This window comes from Carnobacteriaceae bacterium zg-84, from assembly GCA_013874835.1.
Lineage (GTDB): Bacteria > Bacillota > Bacilli > Lactobacillales > Aerococcaceae > WM01.
The window spans coordinates 1,820,172-1,837,944 of the sequence record CP059430.1 but is presented as its reverse complement, the minus strand read 5'-3'; the positions used below and the strand labels follow the sequence as shown (position 1 = coordinate 1,837,944).

At 34.2% G+C, this 17,773-nt stretch carries 14 protein-coding genes and 1 pseudogene; 8 read left to right on the top strand and 7 right to left on the bottom strand.

Going from position 1 to position 17,773, the window contains the following annotated elements; genetic code table 11:
* Window positions 1-66 precede the first annotated feature (66 nt).
* Window positions 67-2,343 (bottom strand): LPXTG cell wall anchor domain-containing protein, encoded by a 2,277-nt coding sequence (locus tag H1220_08725; GenBank protein ID QMI85756.1) that lies wholly within the window; start codon window positions 2,341-2,343, stop codon window positions 67-69.
* A 668-nt stretch (window positions 2,344-3,011) separates the two neighbouring features.
* Here H1220_08725 and H1220_08720 point away from each other — a divergent pair.
* The 8 genes and pseudogenes from H1220_08720 (at window position 3,012) to H1220_08685 (ending at window position 12,112) form a co-directional block, all read left to right on the top strand.
* Complete coding sequence (locus H1220_08720) at window positions 3,012-4,031, top strand: ABC transporter substrate-binding protein (GenBank protein ID QMI85755.1); 1,020 nt, start codon at window positions 3,012-3,014, stop codon at window positions 4,029-4,031.
* A 51-nt stretch (window positions 4,032-4,082) separates the two neighbouring features.
* Window positions 4,083-5,936: pseudogene (locus H1220_08715) on the top strand (ABC transporter permease).
* Window positions 5,936-6,739: an ATP-binding cassette domain-containing protein gene (locus tag H1220_08710; GenBank protein ID QMI85754.1), complete on the top strand. Its 804-nt coding sequence runs from the start codon at window positions 5,936-5,938 to the stop codon at window positions 6,737-6,739. Before H1220_08715 ends, H1220_08710 begins: the two are co-directional and overlap by 1 nt.
* A gap of 366 nt (window positions 6,740-7,105) precedes the next feature.
* Complete coding sequence (locus tag H1220_08705) at window positions 7,106-8,020, top strand: ABC transporter ATP-binding protein (protein QMI85753.1); 915 nt, start codon at window positions 7,106-7,108, stop codon at window positions 8,018-8,020.
* An 8-nt stretch (window positions 8,021-8,028) separates the two neighbouring features.
* On the top strand, window positions 8,029-8,799 hold the full coding sequence (locus H1220_08700) for an ABC transporter permease (protein QMI86698.1): 771 nt from the start codon (window positions 8,029-8,031) through the stop codon (window positions 8,797-8,799).
* 162 nt (window positions 8,800-8,961) lie between these two features.
* Window positions 8,962-9,303 (top strand): hypothetical protein, encoded by a 342-nt coding sequence (locus H1220_08695; protein QMI85752.1) that lies wholly within the window; start codon window positions 8,962-8,964, stop codon window positions 9,301-9,303.
* Between the two features lie 128 nt (window positions 9,304-9,431).
* Window positions 9,432-11,633, top strand: coding sequence for a bifunctional (p)ppGpp synthetase/guanosine-3',5'-bis(diphosphate) 3'-pyrophosphohydrolase (locus H1220_08690; GenBank protein QMI85751.1), 2,202 nt, complete (start codon window positions 9,432-9,434; stop codon window positions 11,631-11,633).
* A gap of 35 nt (window positions 11,634-11,668) precedes the next feature.
* Window positions 11,669-12,112: a D-tyrosyl-tRNA(Tyr) deacylase gene (locus H1220_08685; GenBank protein ID QMI85750.1), complete on the top strand. Its 444-nt coding sequence runs from the start codon at window positions 11,669-11,671 to the stop codon at window positions 12,110-12,112.
* A gap of 329 nt (window positions 12,113-12,441) precedes the next feature.
* Here the strand turns inward: H1220_08685 and H1220_08680 are convergent, their stop codons facing one another.
* The 6 genes from H1220_08680 to H1220_08655 form a co-directional block, all read right to left on the bottom strand.
* On the bottom strand, window positions 12,442-12,921 hold the full coding sequence (locus H1220_08680; GenBank protein QMI85749.1) for a prolyl-tRNA synthetase associated domain-containing protein: 480 nt from the start codon (window positions 12,919-12,921) through the stop codon (window positions 12,442-12,444).
* Between the two features lie 92 nt (window positions 12,922-13,013).
* Window positions 13,014-13,985: an NAD(P)/FAD-dependent oxidoreductase gene (locus H1220_08675; protein ID QMI85748.1), complete on the bottom strand. Its 972-nt coding sequence runs from the start codon at window positions 13,983-13,985 to the stop codon at window positions 13,014-13,016.
* 13 nt (window positions 13,986-13,998) lie between these two features.
* Window positions 13,999-14,550 (bottom strand): divergent PAP2 family protein, encoded by a 552-nt coding sequence (locus H1220_08670; GenBank protein QMI85747.1) that lies wholly within the window; start codon window positions 14,548-14,550, stop codon window positions 13,999-14,001.
* An 86-nt stretch (window positions 14,551-14,636) separates the two neighbouring features.
* On the bottom strand, window positions 14,637-15,356 hold the full coding sequence (locus H1220_08665) for a YebC/PmpR family DNA-binding transcriptional regulator (GenBank protein ID QMI85746.1): 720 nt from the start codon (window positions 15,354-15,356) through the stop codon (window positions 14,637-14,639).
* 127 nt (window positions 15,357-15,483) lie between these two features.
* Window positions 15,484-16,995, bottom strand: a complete 1,512-nt coding sequence (locus H1220_08660) for a hypothetical protein (GenBank protein ID QMI85745.1) — start codon at window positions 16,993-16,995, stop codon at window positions 15,484-15,486.
* On the bottom strand, window positions 16,982-17,695 hold the full coding sequence (locus H1220_08655; protein ID QMI85744.1) for an ABC transporter ATP-binding protein: 714 nt from the start codon (window positions 17,693-17,695) through the stop codon (window positions 16,982-16,984). The genes H1220_08660 and H1220_08655 overlap by 14 nt, the downstream gene beginning before the upstream one ends.
* Window positions 17,696-17,773: the final 78 nt, after the last annotated feature.

Genomic DNA, 17,773 nt, shown 5'->3' with positions numbered 1-17,773 from the left:
AATACGAGAGTTTTTTAGCAGATTGTTGATGGATTATTCCCACCAATACGATTTATGATAGAACCATTATTTTATGTTTTTTCTTTTATAAACAAAGCCAGTTAAAATAATTATTGTTATTCCAAGTATTTCTATCCACATTACTGTTGATTCACCTGTATGCGGAAGAGTTTTTGTATTTGGTATTTTTGATGGATTAGGAGTAGAAGTTGTACTCGTTACTCGAGTGGTACTTGGCGGTATAGGATAAGTATACTTATTGGTAAAAGTTGGTAATTTATCCGAGTTATCATACATTACTTTAGCAACAAGTTGACTATTTTTATCTTTCGTGACTGTGATAAGAACTTTTACTTCATTTATATCGTAAGTGATGTTAGTCTGACCGTCATTTTCTTCGGTAATTGTATACGTATAAGTTCCCTCTTTGTTAAATGTCAATTTTGGGAATGTAATATGACCTGATTTATCATTGGTAGCTATTTTTTGTTCAATGCCGTTACCTTTGAGTACAAATTTAAATTGTTCTGCTTCTAATTGTTTTTCAATTAGCATTTTTTCTGCTTCAAGTGTAACAAATGTTGGTATTATTGTTTTATGATTCGTAAATATACCAAGGTCAAGTGGTTCACCTGGTTCAGTAATGCTTACTTGACGTGTTTCTTGATTTAAGTCGTATCCCGTAATGGTTGATTTTTCAGCAAGCGTGTAGTCACCATATGGAATATCTTCAAAAAGTGCTACTCCATTTTTGTCTGTTCTTACTTCTTTTACTTCAACATTTCCTTGTTTCAAGACAAAGACAACATCTGCTAACAATTTTGTATTATCGTCTGCATCGACCTTTGTTATTTTAACACTACGTTTTCCAATGTTTTCAACTTGGTAAGGTACAATCGCTGGAGTTGTGTCATCAAGAACAACTGTTTTTGGTTCTTTGTCAAGAATATATCCGCTAGGAGCTTCTGTTTCTGTGATAGTGTATTTACCTAATTTAAGATTGGAAACAGTGGCTTCACCTTTATCATCTGTTGTGACAGGGTATTCAATTCCTGCCTCGTTACGCACTATAAATTTGGCCCCTGCTAGACCTTTGTTTTTATCAATACTGTCAATTTTTTTGATTTTTAAATCTTTATGAGGAACGCATCTTTCTACTGGTATTAAATCACCACTTTCAATGGCTTTTGCCCACTCTTGAGTAGGTTCTTTTGACATGTAGGCTACAATTCCTGAGGATTTCGTTTGTCCTGAAATGGTATCTGTATAAGTAGTGATCAATTGAACCCAAATACCAAATTCTGGATTATAATTCCCGCTTGCGACAACAACATATTTTGTATGCGTGTTATTTTGGGTAGTGTATTCAAGATTTTTCCCGTTTTCTGTTCTAGTAAAAGTATGAGTCACATCTTCCCATGTATTATTATGAGAGCGGAAACTTCCGTCGAGTATTTCGTTTTCTGGAACAGCATAGATAGTTAAATGTGTATCGGCATTTCGTGACACTCTCGAATCTTGATCATAAGTAAATGTTAATTTGCTGCCAGTACCAGAAACTTTTGCATTCATCACCGTTTTAAACATCTTGTTTATAGGATTGACTTCTGTTAGTTTAACGACAACTTCTGAGGGATTTTGCGAGTTGACACTCTTAAAACGGGTAACATCATTTTCGGACCAGTTGTCTAAGTAGTATCTATAAGAAGACTCATGACCTACATAGTTTCCTGTAAATGTATAGTCTTGGTTTCCACGAAGTTTGTCTTGGTTCAGTGTTTCAACATATTCTGTATGAATTTGAATATCTTTGTGAGTTTCAACATAGTCTGTAAAAATATAAGTAATGATATTCGTTGTTGAATCATAGTGGGCTGTTGCGACTAATGCGTTATCGTTATCTTTTGTGTAAATATCTTTTGCTCGAGCGAGATCTTGTTGAAGTAAATCTTCAAAACGCGTTTCAGGAGGTAATTGAACTGTGAAAAAATCTCCTTTTTTTAGTGAAAGATTTTCGTTTTTTAATGTTCCGTCAAAAAAAGTATGAATCGTTTGTTCGTCATTTATCTCCCAAATTTTATCATTCGAATCTGAGTAGCCTTTTGGAATACCATCTACTTTTTCACCGTCCCACTTTTTATGTTCAATTTTAACATCAGTAAAAGTTTTGTTGACGTTTCTTCCAACTTTACACTCATCTTCATAGGTAGATGTTATATGGTTTTCTGTTGCTGAGGGATTTTCTTCTGCTAAAATTATCAATGGTGAAAGTAAGCTGCTTGCAGCAAGCGTTGTAATGAGTAGTGTTTGATTTATTTTATGTAAAAAATGTTTCAGTCCCATTTTTAATGTCCTTCCTAATGAATGCTATTCAATCATTTTATTCGTAGTTTACTATTTGGAGTATGTTAGCGTACACAAAATCCGTTATAGTATTGTTTTGTGGATAGCATTCTCCCTTTTAGACAAATCTATTTGTATTATACCCCCCTCCATTATGTTGAACAAGAGTTTTGCCATAAAAAACCACTATTTTTTAACGTTTTAGTCTATTTGATGTTTACTAAATTAAAAAAATGAAGATTGATATATATACCAAGTTTTTTGTGAAATATGGTAACAAGCATTTGCTCATTCAAAAAATAATTATTTTTCTACTTGACTTTTCAAAAAAATTAGGATATAGTAATCCCAAGATTAAAAATACATGAAAGGGAGATTGTAGATGACTAGCAATATCAAACAGCAAATGAACCGTACAAATCGTTATTACTTTAGCTACTTTAGATAATGTTTGTGTTCAGTCAATGGATACAAACAATAAAAGTTTGTATCTATGGGGCTAAGGCAGTTTGATATGTGTTTATCCGCATAGATGAAGATTCTAAGCGGTAGTACATCAATCATCTTTTTATGTGATAGACATTTAGATATAGATGAACCGTTTAGATTTTCTAAACGGTTTTTCATGTTTAATCAAAAAATAATACAAAATATAGGAGTGAGAAATAATGGAAAAAACTCGATTTAGTCAGGAACAATTGAAAAATAAAAAATGGAATGTAAAAAAAATAGGTGCAACAGCACTTATGGGACTAAGTTTATTATTGGTAGGTTGTAGTCAACAGTCATCTACATCTGTTAAAGAAACGGAACATGTAAAAATTGGTATTTTACAATTTGCAGAACACGATGCTCTAACAAGTGCACGTGAAGGATTTTTAGAGTCATTGCGTGAAGCCGGTTATAAAGAAGGTGATAATTTGACGGTGACATTACAAAATGCGATGGGAGATCAAAGTCAATTGCAAAGTATGAGTGAGAAAATAGCTGGTAAGCAAAATATTCATTTTGCGATTGCAACACCGGCTGCACAAGGACTTGTGAATGTAGATGCTAAAACACCGACCGTATTTACAGCAGTGACAGATCCTGTATCAGCAGGGCTTGTGAGTGATGTGGAAAAACCAGATGGGAATGCGACGGGGACAACCGATTTAACACCAGTTGATAAACAAGTTGAGAAATTATTATCAGTTGTTCCGAATGCTAAAAAAGTTGGTATTTTTTATAACTCTAGTGAAGTGAATTCAGAATCTCAAGCAAATGCAGCAAAACAGTTTTTAGCAAGTAAAGGAATTGAAGCTGTTGAAATGACTGTAACGAATACAAATGATGTACAACAAGTATTAACATCACTTGCAAGTCATGTGGATGCTATTTACTTCCCAACAGATACAACAGTTGCATCAACGATTTCAACCATTAAAGATGTTTTAATGGAGAAAAAAATACCAGCTCTTGGTGGTGATGAAGCTGTTTTAAAAGGGATGCTTGTGACGTATGGTGTAGATTACAAAGAAATTGGTAAGCAAGCAGGAAAACAAGCCGTAGAAATTTTAAAAGGTAAAAAAGTAAGCGAAGTTCCTGTTCAACAACCACAAAATCCGTCAATTAAAATAAACAAAGAAATGGCAGCTTCACTAGGTTTAGATATTGTCCAATTAGAAAAAGCATTAGGTATCGAGTAAACTATATTTCTTTTTCCTACGTTTAAAAATAGACATAGGAGAGATAGTATGATGTGTAAAAAATGGATAGTTGTTTTATTGGTTATGGTGACTTTAGGAGCATGTAATATGTCACAAAAAACAAGTAAGTCTGCTGTACGAATAGGGGTTTTACAATATGTAGAGCATAATTCTTTGACAGCAGCACGTAAAGGATTTGAGGAAGAATTAGCACAACAAGGATATAAAAATGGCGAAGAGGTTGTGCTAACGGTACAAAATGCACAGGGTGAACAGCAACAGTTGCAAACGATGGCTGAGCAGCTTGTTAGAGATAGTGATTTTATTTTAGCGATTGCAACACCGTCTGCACAGACATTGGCAATGGTTTCTGAAAAAGTACCGGTTCTATTTACGGCAGTAACAGATCCGGTATCTGCTGAGTTAGTAACATCTTTGGAAAATCCGTCTGGCTTGTTGAGTGGGACAAGTGATAGAGTGCCGTTGGATAAACAAGTGATGTTGATGAAGGTTTTATATCCAACTATTCAAAAAGTGGGAGTTTTATATCATACGAGTGAACAAAATTCACACATTCAAGTGGAGGAATTAACGCAATTATTAAACAAGGAACAGATTGAAGTTGTTGTTAAAGGTGTTACGAATAGCCATGATATACAAGATACAGCCAGTCGTTTGATGAAAGAAGTAGAGGTCATCATGGTACCTACAGATAATTTGATTGCTAGTACGATGACGTTACTAGGTGATTTATCTACGAAGTATAAGGTGCCTATTATTGGAGGGTCCATAGATATGGTGAAAGAGGGCGGTTTGTTTACCTATGGTACAGATTATGAATTTTTAGGACGACAAACAGCTAAAATGGCTATTCGTTTATTAAAAGGTGAAAAAATAGAAACAATGGCAGTAGAGTATCCGGAAGTCGTCAATCTTTATGTTAATGAGGAGATAGCGAAAGTGTTGGGGATTGACACATCGATACTTTTAAAAAATTAGGAGGAATATAAAATGGATATGATTGTATCAAGTATATCGCAAGGTCTGTTATGGTCTGTTATGGCGATTGGTGTCTATATTACATACCGATTATTAGATATTGCGGATTTAACAGCAGAGGGAAGTTTTCCTCTTGGTGCAGCGATTTGTGCAAGTGTGTTAGTTAATGGAGGGCATCCATTATTAGCAACTTGTTTAGGTATGTTAGGAGGTATGATAGCAGGTGCTATTTCTGGTTTTATTCATACAAAAATGAAAATTCCTGCGCTGTTAACGGGGATTATTACCTTGACGGGATTGTATACAATCAATTTGAAAATTTTAGGAAAAGCGAATGTCGCATTGTTGAAACAAGAAACATTAGTCACTCAAGTACAATCTTTGGGATTAGATAAGTCTTTTGCAGTGATTGTCATTGGATTGATTTTTGTAGGGGTTATGTCTACTTTCGTCACATTATTTATGAAAACCGAAATTGGATTCGGTTTTTTAGCGACAGGAGATAATGTGCCAATGAGTGAAGCGAATGGTATCAATGTATCTGCTATGAAAATTTTAGGCTATATGCTTAGTAATGGATTGATTGCTTTATCAGGTGCACTTTTAACACAAAATAATGGATTTGCTGATTTGAATATGGGTGTTGGAACTATTGTGATTGGTTTGGCATCGATTATTATTGCAGAAGTCATGATTAAAAATTTGAGTTTAGGTTGGCGATTCGCTTCTGTCATTCTAGGGTCTATTGTGTACCGTTTAATTATCGTTTTTGTATTAGAAATACCAGGTATGGATACACAAATGGTGAAACTTGTATCGGCTATTTTATTGGCAGTTATTTTGTATGTGCCTGAAGTGCAAAAAGCATTAAAAATCAAACCAAGAATAAGTAAGGAGAAAGCATGATGCGTACAATATTATCATTAAAAAATGTGCACAAAACCTTTGAACTGGGGACAATCAATGAAAATCATGTATTAAAAGGTCTTTCACTAGATGTTATGGAGGGAGATTTTATTTCAGTTATTGGAGGTAATGGTGCTGGAAAATCAACCTTAATGAATGTGATTGCAGGTGTTTTACAAGCGGATATGGGACAGATTGTTTTAGAAGATACAGATATTACAACGCAACCTGTTAGAAAACGTTCAAAAAAAATAAGCCGTGTGTTTCAAGATACAAAAATGGGAACAGCAAGTCGTATGACGATTGAGCAAAATTTAGCTATCGCGATGAAACGTGGGCAATCAAGAGGCTTGTCGTGGGGTGTTAAAGAAAAAAATAGAACCTTTTATCAAGAGGTATTAAAAGAGCTCGATTTAGGATTAGAAAATCGCTTAAAAACAAGTGTGGAATTTTTATCGGGTGGACAAAGACAAGCATTAACATTGTTGATGGCATCTTTAGCTAGTCCGAAATTGCTCCTTTTAGATGAACATACAGCAGCCTTAGATCCTAAAACGAGTGAAATGGTTATGGCTTTAACAGAGAAAATAGTCACACAACATCATCTCACTACTATTATGATTACACATAATATGGAAAATGCTATTCGCTATGGAAATCGTTTGATTATGTTACAAAGTGGACGTGTTGTTGTGGACATAGCTGGAGAAGAGAAGAAACATTTAACTGTACCACAGTTGATGGAACTCTTCCACCAAAGAAGTGGGGAATTTATGACAAGCGATTCTTTGATATTATCGTAGTGATTCTTTATGTTCGTTGATTTTATCTTTTAGTGGGTCTGAGTAGAAAATTCATAAATTTTAACAACAATATTTTTATCTTAAATTTGTTAGAATTTCTGATTTTATCCAGCCCCATTTTTTAAAGTTGCTCAACAAAATATAGCGGTTATTTTTTTGAGAAAGATATTGTTTAGAATGTATGTAGCGTGCCGAAATAGTAGACGTTATTTAAGGTATGGGGTAGCATTATTTGAATATAGCTATAGACTATGCTATACTTTAATGAAAGATTACCAACCATATGGTTCAACTATGACACTGTTTTAGCAGTATATAGTGAACCTTTTTGTTTGGGAAGATAGAAACGGATAGGAGGGTGTAGAAATGGTCTATGCACTAGATATAAAAGGATTAAAAAAAGTCTATGCGTCTGGTACAGAAGCATTAAAAGGTATTGATTTACGTGTTGAAGAAGGCGATTTTTATGCGTTATTAGGACCGAATGGAGCAGGAAAGTCAACGACGATTGGTATTGTGACGTCATTGGTAAATAAAACGTCGGGTAGTGTGTCTGTTTTTGGGTATGATTTAGATACGCAACTTGTTCAAGTAAAGCAACACATTGGGATTGTGCCACAAGAGTTTAATTTTAGTCAGTTTGAAACAGTAGAGCAAATTGTCGTCAATCAAGCAGGTTATTATGGTGTACCTCGACAAGAAGCGTTAAAACGTAGTGAAAAATATTTGAAGCAATCGAATTTATGGGAAAAACGTCATACACGTGCCAGAATGTTGTCGGGAGGAATGAAACGTCGATTGATGATTGCGCGTGCGTTGATGCATGAGCCTAAATTATTGATTTTAGATGAGCCAACAGCAGGAGTAGATATTGAATTAAGACGTGAGATGTGGACGTTTTTAAAAGAGTTAAATGATAATGGGACAACGATTATTTTAACAACACATTATTTAGAAGAGGCAGAGATGCTATGCCGAAATATTGGCATTATTCAATCTGGGAAATTGATTGAAAATACGAGTATGAAAGATTTATTGTCTAAATTACAATATGAAACATTTATTTTTGATTTAGCACCAAATCAACCTGCATGTTATTTAGATGGTTATGGTTATCGTATGCAAGACGAGCAAACATTGGTTGTTGAAGTCGAAAGAAATCAAGGTATCAATGGTGTGTTTGAGCAACTGAATGCACAAGGTATTCAAGTGGTATCCATGAGAAATAAATCAAATCGTTTAGAAGAACTATTTTTACGCTTAACGGAGGAAAGTCAATGAAGCAAAATTTGTTATATCTATATTGGATTGCTTTTAAAAGTATTGCCACAAAAGAAACCAATCGTTATTTAAGAATTTGGATTCAGACACTTTTACCGTCTGTGATTACAACATCCCTGTATTTTATTGTCTTTGGGCAAATGGTTGGCTCACGTGTAGGGGATATGGGTGGTTTTTCTTATATGGCATTTATTGTCCCTGGTTTAATTATGATGTCTAGTATTACAAGTGCTTATTCAAATGTATCATCGTCTTTCTTTTCTCAAAAATTTCAAAGAAATATTGAGGAAATTTTAGTTGCACCCGTACCCGCGTCTATGATTATTTTAGGATTTGTTGCAGGTGGTACAGGGCGTAGTCTGATTGTCGGTACATTAGTTACAATGGTGTCGCTATTTTTTATTCCTCTACACGTTCATTCCTGGTTTGCTGTTATTCTTGTTTTAGTATTGACGGCTGTTTTATTTTCGTTAGGAGGTTTAGTAAACGGCGTTTTAGCTCGAAATTATGACGATGTGTCCATTATGTCGACTTTCGTCTTACAGCCCTTAACCTATTTAGGTGGTGTGTTCTATTCCATTGCAGCATTACCTCCATTTTGGAAAACCGTATCCTCATTTAACCCTATTGTGTACATGATTTCCGGATTTCGATACGGCTTTTTAGGTGTTGAGGACGTTCCATTTGTTGTGTCGATAGGTGTTTTAATATTGATTATTGCGATTTTATATACGGTAAATTGGTATTTAATCAAAACAGGAAGAGGATTGCGAAGCTAGTATGAATAGTGCATGTGTTTTATACATCAGAAAAACGAATATATGTGTCAGTATGAAACAATCTGGAGAGGTTGTTTCATACTTTTTTACAACATCACTGTTAAGCGTTTACAAAAAAAGAGGTAAGGAGTATAATATGAATAACGAAAAGGAGGCTATAATATGTTAGCAACATATCGTTCAGATATTCTTGACGTGATGATAGATATGAATTCTTATTTAATGACAAAAGAAGATAAAACGTCCGACGAACTCGAAATACAAGAAATTGTCGAAACGTATATTCCCTCATTTGTTAATACGAATTATCAAGGATCCCTATTAAATAAAATGATTGTTGAATGCGTTGGGAAGTTAGAATACACGATTATTGTTCATCATGTATTGTTAGACGCTTTTTTAGCAGAAAAATGGAAACAATTACGTTTGATTATGCTAAAATCTGAAAATGACGTCACTTTAGCAAGACCTGTTGCACGATTATATGGAGAATTACACAGATAAGAGAAGTCTTGTTAAAACAAGGCTTTTTTTATCTGAAAAATAAAAGATTTTTTTAGAAAAACATTGATAATTCAATGTTTTTCAAGTATGATAGCACATAGATTATAAAATTGAGAATGGAGATCTTTATGGCAAGGCAAACAAACTATACAGCACAAGAAGTCTTTAATATTTGTGCTTCTTATATGAATGAAGACCATGTGGCATTTGTGAAGAAAGCCTATGCTTTTGCTGAAAAAGCACATGAAGGTGTCACACGAAAATCTGGAGAGCCTTATATTTTACATCCTATTCAAGTCGCAGGTCTTTTAGCGGATTTACATATGGATCCTTCAACGGTTGCGACAGGATTTTTACATGATGTTGTAGAAGATACAGACTACACGTATGAAGATATGGTAGAACAATTTTCTCAAACAGTTGCCGATTTAATTGAAGGTGTTACGAAAATCGGACAAGTTGAATATCAATCAAAAGCAGAAAATAAAGCAGAGAATCATCGAAAAATGTTGTTGGCAATGGCAAATGATTTACGTGTTATAATTGTAAAATTAGCAGACCGTTTGCACAACATGAGAACCATGGAGTACCAAACGCCTGAAAAACAAGCTCAAAAATCAGAAGAAACATTGGAAATTTATGCACCTTTGGCACACCGTTTAGGGATGAGTAAAATCAAATGGGAACTAGAAGACTTATCTTTACGCTATTTAGAAGCAGAAAAATATTATGAAATTGTTGGTTTAATGAATAGCCGTCGTGAAGAAAGAGAAAGCCAAATCAATGATACGATTGTGGATATTCATAAAGCAATTTTGGAGATGAGTATTCAAGCGGATATTACTGGGCGACCAAAACATATTTATTCCATTTATAAAAAAATGGTTGGCAAGAAAAAAGAATTTAGTGAAATTTATGACCTACTTGCCGTGCGTGTATTGGTTGAAGATATAAAAGACTGTTACGCTGTATTGGGTGCTGTACATACAAAATGGACACCTTTACCAGGGCGATTTAAAGATTACATAGCGATGCCTAAACCGAATATGTATCAATCGCTCCATACAACAGTACTAGGGCCGGGAGGTACTCCTGTTGAAATTCAAATTCGTACCTTTGACATGCATCGTATTGCAGAAAATGGGGTAGCTGCACACTGGGCATATAAAGAGGGTGTGACACAAAAAGTACAATCCAATTCATTGCAAGAACATTTCAACTGGTTTAGGGATATGTTGGAACTACAACACGATTCACAAAATGCGGGTGATTTTGTTGAAAGTGTAAAAACTGATTTATTTTATGATAGAGTTTATGTATTTTCACCAAAAGGCGATGTGACAGAGTTACCAAAAGGATCTACACCACTTGATTTTGCTTATAGTATCCATACCGAACTTGGTAATAAAACAGTTGGTGCTACAGTCAATGGACGTAATGTAGGATTGGATACTCAATTAAAAAATGGCGATATTGTTGGCATTCGGACGAGTAATCATGCCAATCCGTCAACGGACTGGTTAAATTTTGTTGTTACAAGTCGTGCTAAAAATAAAATTAAACGTTATTTTAAATTACAAGAACGTGATGTAAGCATTGAACGAGGAAAGGCATTACTTGAAAAAGCTATCCAAGATTTAGAATTTGATCCAAAAGAATTTTTGACAAAATCAAAAATTCTCGATATTGTGGACAAAATGAATATGTCGAGTGATGACGATATTTACGCATCTATTGGGTTTGGAGAACTATCTCCTCTTACGGTTGCCAATCGCTTAACGGAAAAAGAACGACGCCAGCGTGAACAAGAAATCGAAGAAAAGAAAATCTTTGCCGAACCTGAACAAACACAAACGGCGATGAAAATTCGAGATGAAAATGGCATTATTGTAGCCGGAGGAGATAATTTGTTAATTCGTCTTAGTCGTTGTTGTCGTCCTGTTCCGGGAGATAAGGTTGTCGGGTATATTACCAAAGGGCACGGTATTTCTGTCCACCGTTCTGATTGCCCAAATGTTCAGTTGTTTGGTGAAGAACGTAATCGTTTGATTGATGTCGAGTGGGATGCTTCCATGACAAAACAAACCGTAGATTATGACACAGAATTGGTTGTAACGGCATATGATCGAAATGGACTATTCACGGATATTGTGAATACAGTAAACAGTGTTGTGAAACGTATGCAAAGTATCAATGCGAAAGTAGACGACAATCAAATTGTGACAATTACCATTCGAGTGGGTATTCAAGATATTTCTGAACTGGACAAACTAGTCGATAAAATTAAAATGATTACAGATGTTTACCGTGTTCATCGGGTGATTGCATAAGAGATTGTATAGAAGGTTATTAGTAGGAGGTTATAATGAAAGTTGTTGTACAACGTTGTCAACAAGCACATGTGCGTGTGGATAATGCCATTATCGGTCAAATCGAACATGGATTTGTCTTGCTTGTTGGTGTAGCAGAAACAGACACGTTAGATGATGTTATGTATTTAGTTAGAAAAATTACACAATTACGTGTTTTTGAAGATGAGCAGCATAAAATGAATTTAAGTATTATGGATATAAAAGGAAGTATTTTATCCATTTCACAATTTACTTTATTGGCAAGCACAAAAAAGGGAAATCGTCCAAGTTTTACAAAAGCAGCTAATCCAGAAAAAGCAAATCAATTTTACGAGTTATTTAATGAAGAGTTGAGAAAAAATGGACTTGTGGTTGAAACAGGACAATTTGGTGCTGATATGAAAGTATCGCTTATCAATGACGGTCCCGTTACCATTATTTTTGACACAGAAGAATAAAAATCTTCAAATAATGTCCTATTTAACAAAAAAGAGGAATTCTGATATTTTAAAACGTCAGAATTCCTCTTTTTGATTTTTTTGTTTATCGTCATATTTTAGTGTTTTTTCATGTTGTTTTTATAGAAAGAAAAATCACTGAACAACGAGGTTGTGAAAAATACGATACAAGGTAAACTTATCAAAACAGGGCTTTATATAAAGGGATTTAGAGTAATATATAGCATTATGACTAATCTTTTCACGTTGAGCTGTATCATCACAAAAACCTTCCTTTGTTTAAACCTATTGCTTATTTAAATAGGGGTTGTGATTATCATGACTTATATTTAGCAAGATATAATAAGTGGTGAATGATTTGTATACTCAAGAAATCGTAAGAAGTCACTGTATGCAATATTGAGTGTTGTGGTATTAATAAAAGGGTGAAAACCAACCGTTAATGTTGGATCAACCTCTTTATCAATAATTACTTGGATTTTTTGTTCGGTATCAAAGTGTAAACCAAATGGTGTGACAGTTCCGGGTGTGACGTGTAGGAGATTGGCGAGTTCTTCTTCATTCACAAAAGAAAGTCGATTTTTCCCTAGTAATGTGGCTAATTGTTTTAAATCGGCGATTTTTTCATCTTTTAAAATAATAAGATAGTAATCTTTTCCTTTTTTTGTTTTCAAGCATAAATTTTTTACTTGTTGCCCTGGGAGCACAATATCTGTATCTTTAACAGATGAAATTGGTTCGTGATCCAAGCGTTCATACGGGATGTTTAGTGTGTCGAGTAATGTGTATGTCCATGTTTCGTGATTCATATTTAGCCCTCCTATTATAGCAATAAGGCTGATACATGTGTATCAACCTTGTTTTATTCTACTGTAAACACTGTTTAAGATAGAGTTTTTTATTATAAACTTGTTGTATGCATTGGTTGAACACGCGCTTTTGGATTGATAAAGACCATCGCGTTATTGACAGCCGTAGGTGCTTCTCCAAATCCAGAGGCGATTAAATCGACTTTACCTTCATACGTGCAGCAATCTCCAACGGCAAAAATACCTGAAATAGAGCTTTCTTGTTTTGTATCTACAATAATGGCATTTCTTTTCAATTCTAAGCCCCAATTTTTCAAATTACCAACAGACGTACTAAATCCGTAATTGACAAATAGATGATCGACAGGAAGTGTCACTGTTTCATCTGTTTTTACTTTTGTTAGCTCGATGTGCGATAATTTTTTATCTTTTCCTATCAATTTTGTTGGAAGATGAGGTGTGTGAATATTGATTGATGATTGCTTTAATTGTTCAACACTGTGTTCCATAGCACGAAACTCATCACGTCTGTGAACGATCCGTGTTGATTTTGCGATAGGTTCAAAGGCTAGCGACCAATCGACTGCTGAATCGCCACCTCCAAGTACCACAACGTCTTTATCTTTGTATTGTTCAATGTTTTGAACGTGATAATGAATGTTTTCAAATGTATCAATACCTTCTAAATCAAGCGTACGAGGTTTAAAAGCACCCGCTCCAATCGCAATAATCACTGTTTTGGTGAAATGTGTACCTTGATTTGTCGTTAACACAAAATGTTCATTTTCTTTTTCAATATGTAGCACTGTTTCATTTAAACAAACAGTTGTATCAAATGGACTTAATTGTTCCAATAATTTTTCAGACAGTGTTTGTCCAGTTAAACGTGGATAGGCTGGTACGTCTAAAATCGTTTTTTCTGGATAAAGCATAATCGGTTGACCGCCTAGTTGATGTAAAGATTCGATGATTTTTACTTTTGCTTGCCTCAAATGTGCATAAAAAGCTGTAAATAAACCAATTGGTCCTCCACCAATAATGGTAATGTCAAAAATTTCTGTCATAATTCCTCCAAAATTAAATATGATGAATAAAAAAATCTAAAATAATAGCAGTAAGCACGCCTGTGAAAAGTCCGGCAAAGACTTCGGTTGGTTTATGTCCTAGATATTTGGTAATAATCATTTCACGTAAATCTAGGTCATCGTCGTCATCAGGATCTTTAAATGTTAATGTTTCAATGACTTTTTTGTTTTCTAGTTCTTCTGTTAGTCGTTCAATCACAATACCTTGTTCACCACTTTGTCGACGAACACCCATAGCATCAAACATGATGATAACGCCAAAAGTCGTCGCAATGGCCACATAAGGAGAATCCATGCCGTATTGAATAGCAAGAGCTGTAATTAAAGAACTAACAGCCGCTGAGTGTGAACTAGGCATTCCTCCGGTTGAAACGGCTAATTTTAAAGAAGCTCTATTGCTGTTAGAAAAATAGGCAATAGGAATTTTTACCAACTGTGCCACTAAAATAGAAACTAATGATGCAATCAGTGGGAAATTATCTAATAACACATGAACGCTCCTTTCTTTTTTATGTCCGTCCTGACTATGATACCATGAAACCATTGTTTTAGGTATCAAAAAGTGATGGTTTGCGTAAAATGTAAAGAGAATGTAAAAAGAGTTACCTAGGTGTAGGCAACTCTTTTTGCTTATTCGCTTAAATCAACATTGTGGTATACTTTTTGTACGTCATCTAATTCTTCTAGAGCATCAATTAGTTTTTCAAATTTGACTAAATCATCTCCTGTTAGCACGACTTCATTTTGAGGAACCATTTCAATTTCCGCAACTGTAAAATCTGTAATTCCCATATTTTGTAAAGCGACTTGAACAGCATGGAAATCACTTGGTTCAGCATAGATGATAGCTTGGGCGTCTTCTTGAACGACGTCACGTACATCAATATCTGCTTCAATTAACGCTTCAAATAATGCTTCAGCATTTTTGCCTTCAATACCAAAGACGGCTGTGTTATCAAATAAATAAGATACAGCACCACTTACACCCATGTTTCCGCCATTTTTTCCGTAAGCTGCACGAACGTCAGAAGCTGTACGGTTCACATTGTTTGTTAGAGCATCTACAATAATCATAGAACCATTTGGACCAAATCCTTCATAGCGTAGTTCAGAGTAGTTTTCTTCTCCGCCACCTTTAGCTTTATCAATGGCTTTATCAATAACGTGTTTTGGCACATTGTATGTTTTTGCACGTTCGATAACGAATTTTAATTTTTGGTTTGTTTGTGGGTCAGGATCACCCTGTTTTGCTGCCACATAAATTTCAATACCGAATTTTGCATAGATACGACTATTATTTGCATCTTTGGCTGTTTTCTTTGCGACAATATTTGCCCATTTACGTCCCATATTTTCACTCTTTTCTTTAAAAATTTACTTTTCTATTATACGTTGAAAGTATCAAAATTGGAAGTAAAACAAGAATATGAATTGACATAAAAACTGTGTTGGTGGGGTAATCCACCAACACAGTTTACTATTCAGATTTACCTTTTTCAAAATGTTGATACACAACGATGCTCATATAAATAGAGAGAATAACGAAAGCGTATGTTAATACCATGGTGCTTATCAATGGTGTTGTGTTCAACCCAAATAGAAGTAGAGCAAATGGTAATTGAGTTACTATTGTTAGAATCATGTGAATAATTTGTTGTAAAAAGTTTCCAAAATATTTATGGAATAGAATAGCTTGTATATTATAAACACGGAAAATATCGATGCTTTTCAATCCAAATACTAAGATACCCATATATAAAGATAAAAACATATCGTGAGATATATTCATAAAAACAAGGGTAAAGACCATACAATAAATCGCTTCAAGTACTAGTTTAACGATTAAGGGATAGGTTACTTTATACACGGTTTTAACCGGTAATAAATGTAAATACGTGTCGTTAATAATGGTTTCATCTTTGACTGTTTGGAAAAAGAAACGAGAATATAAGATGAATACAGATGCAAGGCCAATAAGATTTTCTTTAGAAATTTCTAAAGAAGGTAAGAGTATATTCCCGACAATTAAAATACCAATAGCAATAAATTTTGGAATGTTGACAAACCATAATCTACCGGCTGTAATCCATGCTTTATCGAGTAAGGCTTTTTCTCTTTTTCTTGTGAATGTTTTTTTCGATTGTTTGAATACATTTTTAAATTGCATGCTTTGGCCAGATGAAGCACGAGCAATAGTTTGTTCTGTTTTATTGATGTAGGCTAATTCTGTTTCGTAATAAGATGCATCAATGGATAATCCTACTTTATAAAGTAAAAAAGTACTCAGTGTTAAAAGCACAAATCCAATGATTATGTAGAATACATTAAGTGATGCAAGACCGTAAATTAAAGCACTTGCCCAACCTAGTAGTGGGTATAGATAAATGAATGGGGATGTTGCAACACTTTCTGCGGATGTAAAAAATGTATGCAGAAGTATTCCTACAAATCCAACAAGGATTATGCAAACAATTAATTTTTCTAATAAACGATTTCTTAATCGAACGATGTAAAGTACGAGTGATGACAGATATATAAACCAAATAGGTACCAATATAATTGGAATAAGCAATACTGAAAATGGCAAGTATCCAATAGCACCTCTCATTTGAAGAGGAAGAATGAAAAATATCAATCCTGTAGTTGGAAGTAGTGCCTTAAATTGTACAAACATAAATGTTTGAAATGGCGTTAATGGTGCGGGCATTAAAAAATTCGCATCTGCATAACGGAAACCAGCAATTGCTTTTTGGTTAAAAATACTTAAAAGAATAAGCCCAAATATTAAGATAACTGCAACAACGGGAATGGAACTTATTTTTAAAGCACCTAAGGTGTCATAGGCAGGTTGTGTTGTTACAAGTAAGTAAATGGTGTAGCCAATTCCAAGTAGACTCAGAAGAACGCCAGGAATGACTTTACTAGCTTGTCTTGGAAATCTAAGGGCGTTTTTTAAGGTGAAAAGTAAATATTGTTTATATAGTGCCATCAGATTCACCTACTTTTTCTGTATAGCCAAAGTAAATATCTTCTAATGAGTTTGTATCATCAAATGTATCTTTTGTTGCGTGGAATACAATTTCTCCGTGCTTCATAATCAATACTTGATCCCATAAGTTAGAAACACTGTCTAACAAGTGTGTACTGATTAAAATACAACACTCTTGTTTCAATGTGCTTAATGTTTCTTTTAGTGTTCTAATAGCGTCTGGATCTAGTCCGATTAAAGGTTCGTCTAAAATCAATACTTTTGGATTTAAAATAAGAGCACAAATAATACTTACTTTTTGTTTCATTCCTTTAGATAGGCTACCACATAATTCATCTTTTTTAGGTGTTAAATGGAACATATCTAAATAAGTCATTGCCTTTTCTTCATAATCCTCTACGTGATAAGCATTTGCAATAAATTGAAAATGCTGATACACCGTTAATTCATTATAAAGTTCTGGCACTTCTGGGATATATGCAATTTGCCGTTTGACATTTAAGTCATTGATTGACACATCATTTAATGAAATATAGCCTGTATAATTTAAAAATCCAGTAATACATTTAATGATTGTTGATTTCCCTGCTCCGTTTTCTCCTAGTAAAACGGTAATTTGTCTATCTTCTAAAGTAAATGTTACGTTTTTGTTTGCAAAATGTGAACCGTAAGATTTACTAACGTTAAGAACTGATAACATCATATAACCTCCTTTTTTTCTTAATCATAATTATATCGAATAAACACAAAAAAACAAATTGGACTTTAGGCTTAATTT

Bases quoted from the DNA above. Each gene is read 5' to 3' on its own strand.
- H1220_08725 (QMI85756.1), bottom strand. From the start codon at position 2,343: ATGGGACTGAAACATTTTTTACATAAAATAAATCAAACACTACTCATT.
- H1220_08720 (QMI85755.1), top strand. From the start codon at position 3,012: ATGGAAAAAACTCGATTTAGTCAGGAACAATTGAAAAATAAAAAATGG.
- H1220_08710 (QMI85754.1), top strand. From the start codon at position 5,936: ATGCGTACAATATTATCATTAAAAAATGTGCACAAAACCTTTGAACTG.
- H1220_08705 (QMI85753.1), top strand. From the start codon at position 7,106: ATGGTCTATGCACTAGATATAAAAGGATTAAAAAAAGTCTATGCGTCT.
- H1220_08695 (QMI85752.1), top strand. From the start codon at position 8,962: ATGTTAGCAACATATCGTTCAGATATTCTTGACGTGATGATAGATATG.
- H1220_08690 (QMI85751.1), top strand. From the start codon at position 9,432: ATGGCAAGGCAAACAAACTATACAGCACAAGAAGTCTTTAATATTTGT.
- H1220_08685 (QMI85750.1), top strand. From the start codon at position 11,669: ATGAAAGTTGTTGTACAACGTTGTCAACAAGCACATGTGCGTGTGGAT.
- H1220_08680 (QMI85749.1), bottom strand. From the start codon at position 12,921: ATGAATCACGAAACATGGACATACACATTACTCGACACACTAAACATC.
- H1220_08675 (QMI85748.1), bottom strand. From the start codon at position 13,985: ATGACAGAAATTTTTGACATTACCATTATTGGTGGAGGACCAATTGGT.
- H1220_08670 (QMI85747.1), bottom strand. From the start codon at position 14,550: ATGGTTTCATGGTATCATAGTCAGGACGGACATAAAAAAGAAAGGAGC.
- H1220_08665 (QMI85746.1), bottom strand. From the start codon at position 15,356: ATGGGACGTAAATGGGCAAATATTGTCGCAAAGAAAACAGCCAAAGAT.
- H1220_08660 (QMI85745.1), bottom strand. From the start codon at position 16,995: ATGGCACTATATAAACAATATTTACTTTTCACCTTAAAAAACGCCCTT.
- H1220_08655 (QMI85744.1), bottom strand. From the start codon at position 17,695: ATGTTATCAGTTCTTAACGTTAGTAAATCTTACGGTTCACATTTTGCA.